The following is a 17,323-nucleotide window of genomic DNA, read 5'->3' on the forward strand; positions in this document are numbered from 1 at the left end:
AGTTCTTCGACGAGGCGTTCGAAGGGCACGTCCTGGTGGGCGTACGCGGCCAGATCGGTGGCCCGCACCCGCTCCAGCAGCTCCGCGAACGTCGGATCACCACTCAGATCCGTCCGCAGCACCAGCGTGTTCACGAAGAAACCCGCCAGCTCCTCCAACGCCGCATCACCACGACCGGCCACCGGCGTCCCCAGCGGAATGTCCTCCCCCGCCCCCAACCGGGCAAGGAGCACACTCACCGCCGCGTGCACGACCATGAACATCGTCGCCCGGCCCCGCCCGGCAACCTCCACCAGCCGCGCATGCGTCTCCGCGCCTGCGGCCACCGCCACCAGACGCCCCTCGAACGAAGGCACCACCGGACGCACCCGGTCCACCGGCAGAGCGATCTCCTGCGGAACACCGGACAACACATCCCGCCAGTACGCCAACTGGCCGCTGATCACACTCGCCGGATCATCAAGACCACCCAGCATCTCCCGCTGCCACAACGCGTAATCCGCGTACTGCACCGGCAAAGGCCGCCAGCCAGGAGCCCGCCCCTCACACCGAGCCCCGTACGCCACCTCAAGATCCCGCGCCAACACCCCCATCGACCAGCCATCAACCGCCACATGATGAGCCACCACCGACAACACGAACTCACCCGGACCCACCACCAACAACCACACCCGCCACGGCACATCCACCCGCAGATCGAAGCCGCCGCCCAGTTCCTCGACGAGCGCCCCGGCCACCAGCTCCTCGTCGCAGTGCACGATGGTCAGGGGCGGGCGGCCCGCCCTTCCGCGCAGGACGCGCTGGCGCGGGACACCGTCGGTGTCGGGGAAGACCGTGCGCAGGCTCTCGTGCCGCTCCGCCACATCGCCGAGCGCCGCTTCTAGCGCCGCCACATCGAGCACGCCCGAAATGCGCAGCACCAGGGGCACGTTGTACGCGGCGGCCGCGCCCGGGACCGACTCCTCCATCCGGTTCAGGAACCACATCCGCTGCTGCGCGAACGACAACGGCACCACGTCCGGCCGCGGCCGCGGGCGCAGCGCGGCCCGCGCCTCCCCCGCGAGGCCGCTGCCGTCCCCGTCGATCAGCCGGGCGAGGCCCGCCACGGTCGGCGCGCCGAACAGTTCGGCGATGCCCACCTCCGCCTCCAGCACCGCCCGCACCCGGGAGATCAGCCGCATCGCCAGCAGCGAGTCGCCGCCGAGTTCGAAGAACCCGTCCTCGGCCCCGACCCACTCAAGGCCGAGCACCTCTCCGAACAGGCCGCACAAGATCTCCTCGGTCTGCGTACGCGGCTCCCGGCCAAAGGCCCGGGGGGTGAAGTCCGGCGCGGGCAGCGCCGCCCGGTCCAGCTTGCCGTTCACCGTGAGCGGCAGCGCGTCGAGGACGAGTACGGCTGCGGGGACCATGAACTCCGGGAGGCGGGAGGCCAGTTGGTCGCGGATGCGCTGGGGGTCGATGCCGTACTCGGAGAGGGGCTTCCCCTCGGGTACGTGCTTGCCGTCAGGTACGAGGTAGGCGACCAGGCGCCGGTCGCCCGGTCGGTCCTCGCGTACGACCGCCACGGCCTGCCGGACCGCCGGGTGCCCGGAGAGCGCCGCCTCGACCTCGCCCAGCTCCACCCGGAACCCACGGATCTTCACCTGGTCGTCGGCGCGCCCGGCGAAGAGCAACTGCCCGTCGGACGTCCACCGGGCCAGGTCCCCGGTCCGGTACATCCGCCCGCCCGCACCGAACGGGCAGGCGACGAACCGCTCCGCCGTAAGGCCCGCCCGCCCCACATAGCCGCGCGCCACACCGGGCCCCGCGATATACACCTCGCCCACCACGCCCGGCGGCACCGGGCGCAGGAAGCCGTCGAGCACGTACGTACGCATGTTGGCGAGGGGGCGCCCGATCGGCGGGGGTTCGTCGTCCGCCGTGAGCCTGGCGTCGACCGGTCCGACGGTGGCCATCACGGTCGCCTCGGTGGGCCCGTACGTGTTCCAGACCCGGGCCTGGGGAGTCCAACGGCTCGCCAGGTCGGCGGTGAGCAATTCCGCGCCGAGTACCCAGTTGCGTACGCCCGGCACGGCCGCCGGATCCAGCACGCCCAGCAGCGACGGCACCACGCTCGCCGTGCTCACCCCGGTCGTGTCGATCATCCGGGCCAGTGCGGCGGGCTCGGCACGTTCCCGGCTCGTCGCGATGGCGAGCGTGCCGCCCGCGGCCAGCGTCACCGCCACGTCAAGGACAGCCGCGTCGAAGCTGAACGACGCGAACTGGAGTACGGCCACGCCCTCGGCCACACCCATCGCCGGTCGCATGGCCTCAGCGAGGTTCGCCACCCCGCCGTGGGCCACGGCGACACCCTTCGGGCGGCCTGTCGAGCCGGAGGTGTAGATGACGTAGGCGAGTTGGTCGGGCAGGGCAGCCGTGTGCAGGGGGGCCGGGGGCTGCGCCGCCAACGCCGCCGTGGTCCGCGGCTCGTCCAGCAGCACCACCTGCGCCGCCACCGGTACGCCGGTCATGGTGGCGGCGGTGCCCAGTACGACCCGCGCCCCGCTGTCGGCGACCATGAACGCGAGCCGGTCCGCCGGGTACTCCGGGTCCAGCGGCACGAACGCACCGCCCGCCTTCCACACCGCCAGCTCACCGACGACCATGTCGATCCCGCGCGGCAGGCACAGGCCCACCTTGTCCTCACGGCCGACACCGAGGCCCGTCAAGTGGCGGGCCAGCCGGTTCGCCCGCGCCTCCAACTCCCCGTACGACACCACGTCCTGGCCGCACCGCACCGCCACCGCGTCCGGCGTGCGGCCCGCCCACTCCTCGAACAGGCCCGGCACCAAGGTGTCCGTGCCGGCGACTGCCGTATCGTTCCAGCGCTCCACCACCTGGGCGCGCTCTTCCGCCGTCAAAACGTCCACGTCGCTGAGCCGGATCTCCGGGTCGGCGGCGACCTGTTCGAGGACGTACACCAGGCGCTCGGCCAGCTTCCGGGCCGTCTTCTCGTCGAACAGGTCCGCGGCCAGGAGGACGTCACCGTCAAGCCCGGCCGGGGCACCCCGCTCGTCGCGCCGCTCGGTGAGCGTGACCGCGAGGTCGAAGCGCGCGGCGGGCGCGACCATCGGCAGCGGGCGCACCCTCAGGCCCTGGAGTTTCCACTCCGGGTCGGGCAGGTTCGGCAGGGCGAGCATCACCTGGAAGAGCGGATTGCGGGAGACGGAACGAGAGGGGTTCAGTTCTTCGACGAGGCGTTCGAAGGGCACGTCCTGGTGGGCGTACGCGGCCAGATCGGTGGCCCGCACCCGCTCCAGCAGCTCCGCGAACGTCGGATCACCACTCAGATCCGTCCGCAGCACCAGCGTGTTCACGAAGAAACCCGCCAGCTCCTCCAACGCCGCATCACCACGACCGGCCACCGGCGTCCCCAGCGGAATGTCCTCCCCCGCCCCCAACCGGGCAAGGAGCACACTCACCGCCGCGTGCACGACCATGAACATCGTCGCCCGGCCCCGCCCGGCAACCTCCACCAGCCGCGCATGCGTCTCCGCGCCTGCGGCCACCGCCACCAGACGCCCCTCGAACGAAGGCACCACCGGACGAGCCCGGTCCACCGGCAGAGCGATCTCCTGCGGAACACCGGACAACACATCCCGCCAGTACGCCAACTGGCCGCTGATCACACTCGCCGGGTCATCAAGACCGCCCAGCATCTCCCGCTGCCACAACGCGTAATCCGCGTACTGCACCGGCAAAGGCCGCCAGCCAGGAGCCCGCCCCTCACACCGAGCCCCGTACGCCACCTCAAGATCCCGCGCCAACACCCCCATCGACCAGCCATCAACCGCCACATGATGAGCCACCACCGACAACACGAACTCACCCGGACCCACCACCAACAACCACACCCGCCACGGCACATCCACCCGCAGATCGAAGCCCTCACTCAGCTGTGCGGCGAGCACCTCGGGGAGCCGCTCCTCGCCGGCCGGTGTCACGGTCAAGGGCGGGCGGCTCTCCTCGCCCTCCAGCACCCGCTGGTACGGGACGCCCTCGGCGTCCGGGAGCACCGTGCGCAGACTCTCGTGCCGGTCGGCCACGTCACCGAGCGCCGCTTCCAGGGCGGAGATGTCCAGGGCGCCTGAGATCCGCAGCGTCAGCGGCAAGTTGTAGGCGGCGGCCGCGCCCGGGACCGAGTCCGCCATCCGGTTGAGGAACCACATCCGCTGCTGCGCGAACGACAACGGCACCGCCTGCGGGCGCGTTCGCGGACGCAGTACGGCCCGTGCCTCCTCCGCGAGACCGCTTGCGCCCCCGTCGTCGATCAGGCGGGCCAGGTCCGCCGCCGTCGGGGCGCCGAACAGGTCCCCGATCCCCACCTCCGCGTCCAGGACCGCTCGCACCCGCGCCACCAGCCGCATCCCGAGGAGCGAGTCACCGCCGAGATCGAAGAACGACGCGTCGGCGCCGACCCGCCCCAGGCCCAGGACCTCGCCGAACAGGGCGCACAGCACCTCCTCCACGGGCGTCGCGGGCCCCCGGGCGCCGCCCGCGTCCGCGAAGTCGGGCGACGGCAGGGCGGACCTGTCGAGCTTCCCGTTCGCGGTGAGGGGCAGCGCATCGAGGACCAGCACCGCCGCCGGGACCATGTACTCCGGCAGGGCCCTGGCCACGTGCTCCCGCAGCAGCCGGGGATCCACGGCGGACCGCCCGTCCGGTACGACGTAGCCGACCAGGCGCTTGTCGCCGCCGGGGCCGCCGTCCCGGCGGGCCACCACGACCGCCTGGGCCACCGACTCATGCCCGGCGAGGACCAGTTCGACCTCGCCGGGCTCCACCCGGAACCCGCGGACCTTCACCTGCTCGTCCGCGCGCCCCACGAACACCAACTCGCCCTCGGGCGCCCACCGCACGAGGTCACCGGTGCGGTACATCCGGCCGCCGTCGCCGAACGGGCACGCCACGAACCGTTCCGCGGTCAGGCCCGGGCGCCCCTGATATCCGCGCGCCAGGCCCGCCCCCGCCACATACAGCTCCCCCACGACGCCCGCCGGGACGGGCTGGAGCGCCGCGTCCAGCACATACGCCTGACGGCTGCCCAGCGGGCGGCCGATCGGCAGCACCGGACCGCCCGCCGCGCCCGCGGGCAGCTGGTGCCATGTCGCGCACAGCGTGGTCTCCGTCGGCCCATACAGGTGCCGCACCGCCACCTCCGGGCAGCTCCGCGCCACCCGCGCCACCGCCCCGGCGGGCACCACGTCGCCGCCCGTCAGCACCTCACCGAGCCCCGCGAAACACTCCGGGGACTCCTCGGCGAGGACCCGGAACATGCCCGCCGTGACATGCAGCGCCGACACGCCCTCCGCGACCGCTGCCCGGATCCGCCCCGCGTCCACCACACCCGGTCCGGCGACCACGACCCGGCCGCCCGCGACCAGCGGCACCCACACCTCGAACAGCGACACGTCGAAGGCGTGGGGCGCGTGCATCAGCACCGCGTCACCCGCACCGACCGCCCAGCCCGCGTCGGGAGCCACCAGCGCCGCCACACCCCCGTGCGGCACCGCCACGCCCTTGGGCACCCCCGTCGAGCCCGATGTGTACATCACGTACGCGAGGTCCTGCCCGTCCACCGGGACATCGGGACCGTCGATCCGGCACGCGGTGACGGCCGCCCGTACCAGGGGGTCGTCGATGACCACCGGCTCCGCCCCGCTGTCCACGGGTATCGCGCCCCGGTAGGCCTCGGTGCACACCACCGCCGCCGGGTCCGAGTCGGCCAGCAGGAACGCCACCCGCTCCGCCGGATACTCCACGTCCACCGGCACGAACGCCGCGCCCGCCCGCCACACCGCGAGCAGCGCGACGATCAGCTCAGCGGAGCGCTCCATCACCACCGCGACCCGGTCCCCGCGCCGCACGCCGACCCCGGCCAGATACGACGCGAGACGCCCCGACTCCGCGTCCAACTCGCCGTAGGACATGGTCCGTTCGCCGTCCACGACCGCCACCGCGTCCATCGACCAGCCGAGCTGGCGGGCCAGCAGAGCGGGCACCGAGTCCGCGGCGGGCGGCCGCGCGACGGCGCTCCCTGCCCGCACCAACGCGTCGCGCTCGGCTGCGCCCACCGCCTCGACGCGCCCGACCGGCGCCGACGGGTCCGTGACCGCGCGCTCCAGGAACGTCAGGAACGACCGGTGTGCCGCCCGGAGCCAGTCGCGGCTGTACAGCGCGGGGTTGGCCTCGAAGGTGACCCGCATGCCCTCGCCCGCCGACCAGCCGCTCACCAGCACGCCGAAGTCCTCGACGCGCCTGCTCGACAGATCGCGTACGACGCCCTGGTGCTCGCCGAACCACAGGCTCTCGCCGGCCGTCGGCATGACGTTGACGGAGGGGCCGAAGTGCCAGCGGTCGCCCACCGGCCAGTTGAGTTCGCGACGCAGCCGTTCGCCCCGGAAGCCCTGGTGCGCGAGGAGGCCGTCGATCTCGCTCCCTGCCGCCCGCACCAGATCCAGCAGGCTCCTTCCGGGGGCGACGGGCAGCCGCAGGGGAAGCAGGTTCGCCATGGTGCAGGGGGTGCGCCGCGCCTGGTCGCTCGCCCGGCCGGGGACCGGGAGGCTCAGGAGGGCTTCGGCCGATCCCGTCATACGGCCCGTGAAGGCGGCGACCGCGGCGACGACGAGCCTGGGCCAGCTCACCTCGGCACGGTCGGCCGCCGCGCGCAGCGCCTCCACGGCGGAGGGCGCCAAGTGGCCCGTCTCCCGCAGGATCTCGGGCTCGCGCGCAGGTTCGGGCTCGGGCTCGGATTCAGGCTTGGGCTCGCGCTCGGCTTGGGACTCGGACCGTGCGGCCGGGCCGGGGCCGGGGACATCGGGCAGGTCCGGCCGGTCGGCGAAACGGTCGAGCCAGTACTGCCGGTCGCGCGCGTACCGCTCCGACGCGCGGTACGCGGACTCCTCCTCGACCAGCTCGCCGAGCGAGGCGTGCCCGGCCGGTTCCGGGGCCTGCCCGCGCAGCGTCGCCGTATAGACGTGCGCGAGGCGGCGGGCCACGAGGGAACAGCCGAACACGTCCATCAGCAGGTGGTCGTAGCGCTGGAACCAGATGTGCCGGTCGGGGGCCAGCCGAAGGAGCGTGTACGAGAAGGGCCGGTCGGAATCAGGGCCCCTCTCCTGGTGCAGTTCCGCCCGCATCCAGTCATCGGCGGCGGTTTCGGGATCGTCCTCCGCACTGACATCGACGGAGTCCAGAAGGGGCGTGGAGTCGAGAAAAGAAGCGGGCGGCTGTGCGGGGGCGAGTACCTGCGAGACCTTGTCGCCGTCCTCCACGAACCGCACCCGCAGGATTTCCGTTTCGCCCACCACCTGCCGCAACGCACGCTCGAATAACCGTGCGTCAATGGGCCCCGATATCTGGACGTACTGACCGACGCCGTACATCCGACGGGAGCCTTCCACGCGCTGCGCCAGCCAGATTCCTTCCTGGGAATCGAGCAAGGGCAGAGTGCGACCAGCTTTGCCGTTCATCATTCCCCCTCGCCGCGCGAACCGCGTCGGCTATTTCATTCCCGAGCCGTCCAACCGCGCGCCGTGCGCACTTGGACACCGGGCAGGCGCATGAACAAGCGCGGTGAATTCGATGCTATGGCCGAGGGGGGAATTGACGCGACCGTCCACAGTGGCCGCCCGGGGGCGGAATCACCCGGAGGCGGAGTCGCCCGCGGTCGTCACGGAGGCGGCCCGCGGCCGGCGTTGCCCGCCGTTCTGCTGCCGGGCCTGCGGGCGCCGCGCCGCCCGGAGCGGGAAGGCGACCTCGACGACGAGACCGCCCTCCGGCCTGGCGTGCGCGTCCAGGGTCGCGCCGTGGGCGGTGGCGATGGAGCGCACGATCGACAGGCCGAGCCCGTGGTGTCCGTCGCCCGCGGTGCGGTCAAGGCGCTGGAACGGTTCGAAGAGGCGGCCCACCCGGTCCGGCGGAATCAGGTTGCCGGAATTGGCCACGCGGACGACGGCGTGCTCGCCCTCGACGCGGGTCACGAGCCTCACCCAGCCGTCGGGCACGTTGTAACCGATGGCGTTGTCCAGGAGGTTGGCCAGCAGGCGCTCCACCAGCGCGCTGTCGCCCCAGGTGCCGGCGGGCTCGGTCACCGGATCCACCCGCAGCCCCCGCCGCTCCGCCTGCTCACGGCAGCCGAGCACCGCCTTCTCCGCGAGAGCGGCCAGTTCGAGCGGTTGGCGCTGGTCCAGGCCGCGTTCGCTGCTCGACAAGGTCAGCAGGGACTCCAGAAGCCGTGCCTGCTGCTCGCTGAGGAGCAGCAGCCGCTCGAAGTTGGACCGGAAGGACTCGACGGTGGCGTCACGGTCGATCAACGCCTCCTCAAGAAGGGCGTGTTCGACGGTCAGTGGCGTACGCAGTTCGTGCGCGGCGTTGGCGACGAACCGTTTGTGGGAGTCGAGGGCGCCCTCGAGACGGCCGAGCAGCCCGTCGACCGTCTCCGCGAGGTCCTTCAGTTCGTCGGCCGGTCCCTCGGCGGCCAGCCGCTCGTGCACGTTGTGCGCGGAGATCCGCTGGATGGTGGAGGTCATCGTGCGCAGCGGGCGCAGCACCCGCCCCGCGACGAACCAGCCGAGGCCGATCGCGATCACCGACATGATGGCCAGGGCGACGCCCGACTCGATCAGCAGGCGGTTCATCTCCATCTCGTGCTGGCGCATCGCCTGCTGGCGCCGCGCCTCGGCGATGCCCTTGAGGGCGGAGGAGGCGCCGCTTTCCGTGTACATGTGGACGCCGTCGTCCGTGGGCGGGCCGGACTTCTCGCGGCTGAAGACGAAGACGCCGTTGGAGCGGCTGACCAGCAGATAGGTGATCGTCAGCAGGACGGCGCCGGAGACGACGAAGAGCGATCCGTACAGCAGGGTGAGCCGCATGCGCACCCGTTTGGGCAGGAGGCGGGCGGCCGCCCAGGCGCGGAACCGGGCCGCGTGGGCCGAGCTGGGCAGACGCATCGGCATCGCACCTCACATCCGGTACCCGGGCACACAGACGTGTGCCAGGCTACCCCCGCCGCGCCGCCCCCGAGTCGCCCCGGCGAAATCCGGGACCCGGCGGGAAAACGGCATCCGCGACGCCGATGCGCGCGTCGCGGATGCCGGTCGTCCTTCTCCGGTACGGAGGTGGGGCTCACCCGTGGCCGGGCGGCACACCCCCTGGTCCTGGTCCTGGTCCTGGGCCTGGGCCATGCGGGCCAGGGCCCGGCCCGCCAGGACCGCCGGGGCCACCAGGACCGCCGGGACCGCCGGGGGCGAAGAAGACTCCCGGCCCCCCGGGACCTCCCGGCCCTCCGGGACCACCCGGGCCACCGGGACCACCCGGGCCACCGGTGAACATGGTGCCGGGCGGGCCGGGCGGCGGCCCGCCCACCGGCTCGGGCACCGGCACCGCGCCGTTCCCGGATTCCAGCGCCGGCGCGTCACCGTTGACGGACGGCTGGCGGGAGAACTGCGTGCGGTACAACTCCGCGTAGAGCCCGTCCAGTTCCATCAGCTCTTCGTGGGTGCCGCGCTCCTGGACCCTGCCCTGGTCGACGACGAGGATCTGGTCGGCGTCGCGGATGGTGGAGAGCCGGTGGGCGATCACCAACGAGGTGCGGCCCTTCAGTGCGGTCTTCAGGGCCCGCTGCAGCGCCGCCTCGGACTCCGAGTCGAGGTGTGCGGTCGCCTCGTCGAGCACGACGATGGGCGGGGCCTTCAGCAGTAGCCGCGCCATCGCGACGCGCTGCTTCTCGCCGCCGGAGAACCGGTAGCCGCGGTCGCCGACGACGGTGTCGAAGCCGTCCGGCAGGCTCTCGATCAGCTCCCAGATCTGTGCCGCCTTGCACGCTTCGACCAGTTCCTGCTCGGTGGCGTCGGGGCGCGCGTACGCCAGGTTGTCGCGGAGGGTCGCGTGGAAGAGGTGCGCGTCCTGCGTGACCATGCCGACGGTGTCGTTCAGCGACCGCAGCGTCACGTCGCGGATGTCGTGCCCGCCGATCCTGATGGCGCCCTCGACCGGGTCGTACAGCCGTGGCACCAGGTGGGTGATGGTCGTCTTGCCCGCGCCGGACGGACCGACAAGCGCGGTCAGCTTGCCCGCGGGTGCGGTGAAGTTGAGGTCGCTGAGGGTCCAGGTGTTCTGCGTGCGTTCCTGCATGGGCAGGGCGATGGACTCCAGCGAGGCGAGCGAGACGTCGGCGGCCCTCGGGTAGCGGAAGGAGACCCCGTCGAACACGATCTCGGGTGCTGTACCGCCGCGTTGGCTCGTGGCGGGCAGGGGCACGGCGTCCGGCTTCTCGGAGATCAGCGGCTTGAGGTCGAGGATCTCGAAGAGCCGGTCGAAGCTGACGAGCGCCGTCAGCACGCTCGTCTGTGCTCCGGCGAGCTGGTTGATGGGGCCCATCAGACGGGTGATCAGGGTGGCCAGCGCCACCAGGGTGCCGATCTGGAAGGTGCCGTCGATGACGAGGCTGCCGCCAAGACCGTAGACGAGCGCGGTGGCGAGCGAGCCCACCAGCATCATCGTCAGGAAGAGCATCTTGCCGTAGACGGCGGTCAGGATGCCGAGGTCCCGGCCCTTGGCCGCGAGCCCGGAGAACATGCCCGTCTCGCTCGCGGGACGGCCGTACAACTTGGCGAGCAGGGCGCCCGTGACGTTGAACCGCTCGCTCATGAACGAGCCGACCTCGGCGTTGACCTGCATGTGCTCCCGCATGATCCGCTGGAGCCTGCCGCCGACCAGCTTCCCGGGCAGGATGAACAGCGGAATGATCACCAGGGAGATCAGAGTGACCACCCAGGACAGATAGAACATCGTGATCAGTACGAGGACCAGCGTGAGGCCGGCCGACGCCACCGTGGACAGCAGTGTCGTGACCGCCTGTTGGGCGCCGACCACATCGGTGTTCAGCCTGCTGACGAGCGACCCCGTCTGCGCGCGGGTGAAGAACGCCAGTGGCTGGCGCTGCACATGGTCGAAGATCTTGGTGCGGAGGTCGTAGATGAGCCCCTCGCTGATCCGGCCCGAGTACCAGGCCTCCGCGAATCCGAGCGCGGTGCTCAGCAGCGCGAGGGCGGCGACCGCCACGGAGATCCACACGACGACCGAGTTGTTGCGTTCGACGATTCCATCGTCGATGAGGTACATGAACAGGATGGGCGTGGCCACCACGTTCGCCGCGTTGAGCGCGGTGATGACCAGGAGAAGCACGATGTTGAGGCGGTACGGTTTCGTGTAGGGGATGACGCGTTTCGCCGTGCCGGGCTTGATTCGCTGTTTGGTCACCGGCTGGTCCGGCCCCATACCGCCGCTCATTATCACCGGCCCCGGGCCACCGATCATGGCCACGAAAACCTCCCGTTTCCGTTGTCGTTGCGGTCCGGGCGCGCCTAGCCGGCGGCTTCGTACTTCTCCATCTCCTCGATGAGGCTCTTGGGCCGGATGTCCGTCCAGTTCTCCTCTATGTACGCGAGGCAGGCCTCCCGCGTGTCCTCGCCGAAGACGGCCTTCCAGCCGGCCGGTACTTCGGCGAAGGAGGGCCAGAGCGAATGCTGGTTCTCGTCGTTGACAAGAACGAGGAAGGTTCCGTTTTCGTCGTCGAACGGGTTGGGCATGACCACTCCGATCAATTTCTGTCGGCAGGATGTGTTTACGCTAGCCGGGGGCCCGTGGGCCGACAAGGGCGTCCAGTGCGTGCCTGACGCGGGATGGAATTCACGGTGTTCGTCCGGCGAAGAAACCGGTGATCGCCGAATTCACGGCGGCGGGCCTCTCCAGATATCCGTAGTGGCCGCATCCCGGGATCTCGGTATAGGTGCTTCCCGGAATGCTCTGCGCGACCTCGCGGGACAGCCGCGGGCGGACGACGAGGTCGTCCCGGAACCCGATGACCAGACACGGCCTGTTGATGCGCCGGTAGTCCCGCAGGCGGTCCGGGATCAGCTGGAGCCCGAGCTGGCCGCGCAGCCCCGAGCGGTCGAGGTCCGACATCTCGAAGACGGCGAGCCAGTCCCGCAGCCGCTCGTCGTCGTTCAGCGTCCGCGGCGAGAGATTCTGGAGTGCCTGTACGTAGGCCGTGTAGCGGGGCGGCAACTTGCCCCCGCTGTCGCCGAGTCGCATGTCGGCGAGGTCCATGTCTGCGGCGGTCATCGCGGCGGTCAGCGCGTCCGTTCGTCCGCTGGTCGCCATCAGGACGGCCTGGCGTACGAGTTCGGGGCGGGCCAGGAGCAGTTCCTGGACGGCGATCGCGCCGAGCGAGTAGCCGACGATCCGGCAGGCGCCCTCGCCCAGGTGCTCGATGAGGCCCGCGATGTCCGCCGCCATGTCGTGCAGGGTGAACCCCTCGGGGCAGGGGTCGCTCGGCGGGATCCCCCGGTTGTCGAGGGTGATCACCCGGTACCCCGCCCGGGTGAGGGCGGGCACCTGGTGGGTGCGCCACATCCGGCCGGGTGCCCCGGTGCCGGTGACCATGACGACCGGTTCTCCGGTGCCGTACTCCTCGTAGGAGAGTCGTGTGCCGCCTGTCCGGGCGATCGGCATGGGGCTCCCTTCAGCCGCCGGAGCCCGGCGGACCGTCCTGCGGGTCCTCCTGCGGGCCACCCGGCGGGCCGTCCTTCGAGGTCGCGGCGAAGCGGCCGACCTTGTCGATGACGTCCTGGCCGTAGATCCGCAGGGCCTGCTGGAGCGCGAACTCCGCCATGTACGCGCGGAACGCGTCCGGTGGTTCCTCGGCGAGGTTGAGCATGCGGCGGTTGGCGAGCACGGCGGCGCCGTCGAGCCCGGCCACGACGCGTTCGACCGCGGCGTCCATGTCCTCCGGTTCCACGACCTCGTCGACCAGGAGCCGCGCGGCCGGTTCGGCAGCCCTGATCCTGCGGCCTTGGAGGATGATCTGCCGGGCGAGCCTGGGGCCCGCGTACCGGGTGAGCCGGAAGTTGGCGACGCCGGGGATGATGCCCTCCTTCGCCGCGGGCAGGCTGAGATAGGCGTCGGACGCGGCGAGCACGTGGTCGCAGACGAGCAGGACCTGGGCCCCGCCGCCGATGGCGAAGCCGTCCACGGCGGCGACCCACGGCTTCTCCACGCGGGGCGAGTGCCACTGGCCCGCGTGGTCGATGAGCACACCGCGTACGAGCTTGTGGAGGTAGCCGAGTTCACGGCGCAGCAGGAACCCGACCAGCGGTATGTCTCCGGAGCTGAGGCTCTTGAGGTTGATGCCCGCGCTGAACACCCGCCTGCCGCGGTAGCGCGGATGGCTCATCTCCCCGCCGCGCAGCAGCCCGACCCGTACCGCCGGGTCGAGAAGGGCGAGGTCGACTGCGGTCTCCATGTCGTCGACCTGGCGGGTGTCCTCGGCGTTCAGGCGGTCGTCGCGGCACAGCGTCAGCCGCGCCACGCCGTCGCCGCCGCGTTCGAGGCGCACGGACTCCATCCGCACCGCGCCGGTGAGCGTGAACTCCTCAAGGAGCGCCAGGGCGCGCGGTGTTGGCCGGAGCATGGCGTCGAGCAGGTGCGGGCCCGCCGTGGGTGAGCGGAGCACCGCGCGCAGGAAGATGCCCTGGTCGATCTCGTGCCCCTCCTTGGCCGCCTGGGGCCTGGCGCGCTCGGCGGCGAGCAGGGCCTCGTCGGGCACCAGGCCCGGCAGCTCGGTGGCGGCGGCGTCGAGGAGTTCGTCGATGCGGAGCGACAGGGTGCGACCGCTGGTCAGCCGGTCGTACACGGCGTCGGCGTACGCGTCGAGGAACGCGGCCCGTAGTGCGCGGGCCGCGTCCTTGGCGGCGGCGATCGCGGCCCGCTCGCCGGGTGTGCGGGCGGGCGGTTCCGGCAGGACCCTGGCCAGTTCGTCGGCGCGGGCGACGGCTCCGGACGAGGCGGTCAGGGCCTGCCAGACGTCCCTGACGTCCCCGGGGGCCGTGGGTGAGGGCGCTGCGGGGGCGTGGTGGACGGTCGTCACGACGCCGCCACCTCCTTGTCGGCATTCTGCCGCAGGGCGCGGTCGCAGGCCGCGAGGTGGGCGCCCAGGGCGTCCTCGAAGCTGGTCGTCGCGGCGTCGAACAGCAACTGCCGCCGGATCGCGATCTCTTTGCCGGACAGGCCGTGCGCGAGTCCTGCCGCCGCGGTCACGGCCGCCGCCGGGTCGTCGGTCACTTCGTCGACGATGCCCAGTGCCAGCGCCTCGGCCGCGTCGATCGGTTGGCCGAACAGGACGGCCTTGCGGACCCGTGCGGCCCCGGCGAGCTGGACCAGGCGGTAGCCGGCCATGCCGGGCCAGGTGGCCGTGGCATCGCGCGGGACGAGGAGCCGGGTGTCCGGGGCGGCCACGCGGAGGTCGGCGGCGAGGAACGCGTCGAGCGCGGTCCCGCCGCAGTCGCCCCGGGCGACCGCGACCGTGGCCGCCGGCAGCCGTTCCAGGCGGCGCAGGGCGCGCTCCCACTTGGTGACCAGCATGACGTCGAGGCCGCCGGTCCAGTCGCCGTGCGGCGCCCCCGTGACATGGACGACCGCGAGGGCGTGGTTTTCCGGGTCCTCGGCCCGGTCGCAGAGGTCCGCGACGGCCTTGACGGCCGTGGCGGAGAGGGGCTCGGAGCCGTCCAGTTCCAGTGCGCGCAGGGGTTTCATGGTCCCGTCCGTCCTCACCGTCGGCCCGTCCTCGCCGTGGCTCGCCCTCACCATCGGATCAGCGCCGTCTCGATCGTGGAGCCCGGGCCCATGGTCATGAGCACTCCGTACTCGCCGGGCCGGGTGCCCCCCTCTTCGAGGAGGCGTTCGTAGGAGAAGAGGAACGATCCGCTGGAGACGTTCCCGTGGTCGCGCAGCACGCCGACGGTGTGCCGTACGTCGTGGCGGGTCAGCCCGAGGTTGACCACGACGGCGTCGATGACCTTCTTGCCCCCGGAGTGCACGAGCCAGTGCCGTATGTCGCTCCTGCGCAGTCCGGTCCCCGCCAGCAGGCGGTCGACGACGATCTCGGCGTGCGCGCCCACGACGTAGGGAATCTGCGGGTCGAGGAAGAAGCTGAACCTGCCCTGGTCGCGGTCCCAGTCGTAGCGCATCGCGTCCACGGCCTCGGGGATGATGCAGCTGGCGAACTTCAGCACCGCCGGGGCCGGTTGCGGTGCCCGCTCCCGCTCGTCCCCCGCGACGAGCGCGACGGCCGCGGCGCCGTCGCCGAAGAGACTGTTCACCACGGCCGTGCGCATCGTGGAGTCCATCGCGTACGCGGCCGAGCACGCCTCGACGCAGAGCACGACGGCGAGTTCGCCGGGGTGCGAGGCCGCCCACCCGGCCTCCACGCTCAGGGCGTTGAGGCCCGCGTTGCAGCCCATGCCGACGATGTCGGCCCTGCCGCAGTGCCGGTCGATGCCCAACTCCCTTATGAGCAGCGCGCTGAGTCCCGGGGTGAGGAAGCCGGTGGAGGTGACGCAGCACAGGTGGCGCAGGTCGGCCAGTTCGGCTCCGGCGTTCTTCAGGCAGGCGCGCAGGGCCTCGGCGCCCATCTCCAGTGCCAGCGCCTTGTGCTTGTCGAGCAGGTCGCCCTGGGACTCGGGGGCGCGCACTCCGTGGGCGTCCTCGGCGGGCAGGGTGAGGTTGCGGCGCTCGATGGCGCTGTTGAGGAAGACCGACCGCACCTTGGGGTCGGTGATGCCGAAGGCGTCGAGCACTTCCCGCTGGGAGTAGGAGGTGGCGCTCACGGCCGTGCCCACTCCGGTGATCCGGGGAGCGGGGGCCATCCGGATGTCGTCAAGCACCCCGGGCAGCGCCATTCTCTCGGGCGCTGCCGCTATGTCGATGGTCATCGGAAGGTCCACCCCCACATTCGTGGCTTGCTGCGGCGCGGTTCACGCATGGCGTTGGTGCCGGTCACGGTGCCGTCCCTTCTGGTGTCGCGCTCCACGCCTCGATGAAGCGGGCGAGCCTCGCGGCGCCCTCCTCGATCTGGGTGGGCGTCAGATAGCTGGTGGAGAGGCGGATTCCATGCGTTCCGCCGCCCCCGGGATGGAAGTACGACATGGGCGTCCAGATGACGCCGAAGTCCTGTGCCGAGCGGATCAGCGCGGCGTTGTCGGCGCGGAACGGCACGCGCAGGGTGAGGAAGAAGCCGCCGGTCGGTTCGTTCCAGCGCACGCCGATGGCCTCGCGCCGCTCCGCCGGCAGGTGGCGGTCGAGTTCCCTGAGCGTGGCCCGCATGGCGTCGCCGTAGTAGGCGGCGGCCGCGGTGTTCAGCTCCGAGACCATCCCGTCGGCCGCGAGGAGGGCGCCCGCCACGGCGCCCTGGCTGAGCGAGGAGGTGTTGACCGTCACCATGCTCTTGATCTTCGCGAGTTCGTCCGCGAGCAGTCCGGTGCGGCCCGCGTCGTCCAGGACGGGCTGGTCGGCGATGACGAAGCCCACCCGGGCGCCGGGGAACACCGTCTTGGAGAACGAGCCCAGGTGCACCACGCTGTGCGCGCGGTCCAGGGACTTCAGCGTGGGCAGCGGCCGGCCGGGGCTCACCAGCCGGTAGGGGCTGTCCTCCAGTACGAGGATGCCGTGCCGGGCGGCGAGCGCGAGGAGTTCGGTGCGGGCGCGCGGGCCCATCGTGGTGCCGGAGGGGTTGGAGTGGTCGGGTACGACGTAGAAGGCGCGGGGGCGGCGCCCGCGGGCCCGCTCGTTCCTGATCGCCGCTTCCAGGTCGGCGCAGGAGATCCCGTCCTCGCGTTCCTCGACGGCGGTGACGGCGACGTCCAGGAGCCGGGCCGCGCCGGTGATTCCCACGTAACAGGGGCTGGAGACGAGGAGGACGTCGTCGGGTCCGGTGATGAGGGCGCGCAGCACGAGGAGCATCGCCTCCTGCGCGCCGACGGTCACCACGATGGACTCGGCGGGTACGTCGATGTTCTCGTCGGCGCGCAGCGAGTCGGCGATGATCTCCCGGATCTGGCCCGCGGTGGGACCGTACTGGTACATGGCCGTGCGCACCTGCTGAGCTGAATTCCCCTGCTCCTCCAGGTGGTTGAGGTACCGGCGCAGGTGCGTGAAGATCTGCTCGCTGTCGAAGAAGCCGTCGTAGGGGCGGCCCGGCGCGAAGGAGATCGCCTCCGGGTAGCGGGAGGTGATCTCGTTGAGGAACGTCATCGTGTCCAGGACCGGGTCGCAGACGCTGGCGTGCAGCTCGGCCTTCCGCAGCGGCTGCGCGGCCCGGACCGGCGCCGCGTCGGCGGCAGCATCTGCGGCAGCGGGACGGGGAGCGGTACGGATCGCGTCGGGCCCGATGTCCGTGACGGTGGCGGCGCCCGTGAAGGCCATCGCGGCGCCCAGTTCCCGGACG

The 17,323-nt window shown here is 71.7% G+C and carries 9 protein-coding genes; all 9 read right to left on the reverse strand.

Annotated features, from left to right (window positions below; genetic code table 11):
• The coding region (locus tag GKQ77_RS12815; RefSeq protein WP_308117643.1) for a non-ribosomal peptide synthetase at window positions 1-7,514 on the reverse strand (7,514 nt) is incomplete at its 3' end.
• 168 nt (window positions 7,515-7,682) lie between these two features.
• A complete protein-coding gene (locus tag GKQ77_RS12820) occupies window positions 7,683-8,990 on the reverse strand; it encodes a sensor histidine kinase (RefSeq protein WP_219688848.1) in 1,308 nt (435 codons plus the stop codon).
• A gap of 175 nt (window positions 8,991-9,165) precedes the next feature.
• Window positions 9,166-11,358: an ABC transporter ATP-binding protein gene (locus GKQ77_RS12825; protein WP_219688851.1), complete on the reverse strand. Its 2,193-nt coding sequence runs from the start codon at window positions 11,356-11,358 to the stop codon at window positions 9,166-9,168.
• A 47-nt stretch (window positions 11,359-11,405) separates the two neighbouring features.
• Window positions 11,406-11,630, reverse strand: a complete 225-nt coding sequence (locus GKQ77_RS12830; protein WP_125516556.1) for an MbtH family protein — start codon at window positions 11,628-11,630, stop codon at window positions 11,406-11,408.
• 100 nt (window positions 11,631-11,730) lie between these two features.
• Window positions 11,731-12,555 carry an alpha/beta fold hydrolase gene (locus GKQ77_RS12835; protein ID WP_219688849.1) on the reverse strand — a complete coding sequence of 275 codons (825 nt, stop codon included), beginning with the start codon at window positions 12,553-12,555 and terminating at the stop codon, window positions 11,731-11,733.
• Window positions 12,556-12,565: 10 nt separating this feature from the next.
• Window positions 12,566-13,969, reverse strand: a complete 1,404-nt coding sequence (gene dpgC, locus GKQ77_RS12840) for a (3,5-dihydroxyphenyl)acetyl-CoA 1,2-dioxygenase DpgC (protein WP_372459866.1) — start codon at window positions 13,967-13,969, stop codon at window positions 12,566-12,568.
• Window positions 13,966-14,634: an enoyl-CoA-hydratase DpgB gene (dpgB, locus tag GKQ77_RS12845; RefSeq protein ID WP_219688850.1), complete on the reverse strand. Its 669-nt coding sequence runs from the start codon at window positions 14,632-14,634 to the stop codon at window positions 13,966-13,968. The genes dpgC and dpgB overlap by 4 nt, the downstream gene beginning before the upstream one ends.
• Before the next feature lie 47 nt (window positions 14,635-14,681).
• Window positions 14,682-15,779: a 3,5-dihydroxyphenylacetyl-CoA synthase DpgA gene (dpgA, locus tag GKQ77_RS12850; RefSeq protein WP_219688853.1), complete on the reverse strand. Its 1,098-nt coding sequence runs from the start codon at window positions 15,777-15,779 to the stop codon at window positions 14,682-14,684.
• Window positions 15,780-15,876: 97 nt separating this feature from the next.
• Complete coding sequence (locus tag GKQ77_RS12855; protein WP_219688854.1) at window positions 15,877-17,301, reverse strand: aminotransferase-like domain-containing protein; 1,425 nt, start codon at window positions 17,299-17,301, stop codon at window positions 15,877-15,879.
• Between the last annotated feature and the right edge of the window lie 22 nt (window positions 17,302-17,323).

The organism is Streptomyces anatolicus (assembly GCF_019400875.1).
GTDB lineage: Bacteria > Actinomycetota > Actinomycetes > Streptomycetales > Streptomycetaceae > Streptomyces > Streptomyces anatolicus.

What these genes read in the sequence shown, in the direction of transcription:
- GKQ77_RS12820 (WP_219688848.1), bottom strand. Translation starts at nt 8,990, where the DNA reads ATGCGTCTGCCCAGCTCGGCCCACGCGGCCCGGTTCCGCGCCTGGGCG.
- GKQ77_RS12825 (WP_219688851.1), bottom strand. Translation starts at nt 11,358, where the DNA reads ATGATCGGTGGCCCGGGGCCGGTGATAATGAGCGGCGGTATGGGGCCG.
- GKQ77_RS12830 (WP_125516556.1), bottom strand. Translation starts at nt 11,630, where the DNA reads ATGCCCAACCCGTTCGACGACGAAAACGGAACCTTCCTCGTTCTTGTC.
- GKQ77_RS12835 (WP_219688849.1), bottom strand. Translation starts at nt 12,555, where the DNA reads ATGCCGATCGCCCGGACAGGCGGCACACGACTCTCCTACGAGGAGTAC.
- dpgB (WP_219688850.1), bottom strand. Translation starts at nt 14,634, where the DNA reads ATGAAACCCCTGCGCGCACTGGAACTGGACGGCTCCGAGCCCCTCTCC.
- dpgA (WP_219688853.1), bottom strand. Translation starts at nt 15,779, where the DNA reads ATGGCGCTGCCCGGGGTGCTTGACGACATCCGGATGGCCCCCGCTCCC.
- GKQ77_RS12855 (WP_219688854.1), bottom strand. Translation starts at nt 17,301, where the DNA reads ATGGCCTTCACGGGCGCCGCCACCGTCACGGACATCGGGCCCGACGCG.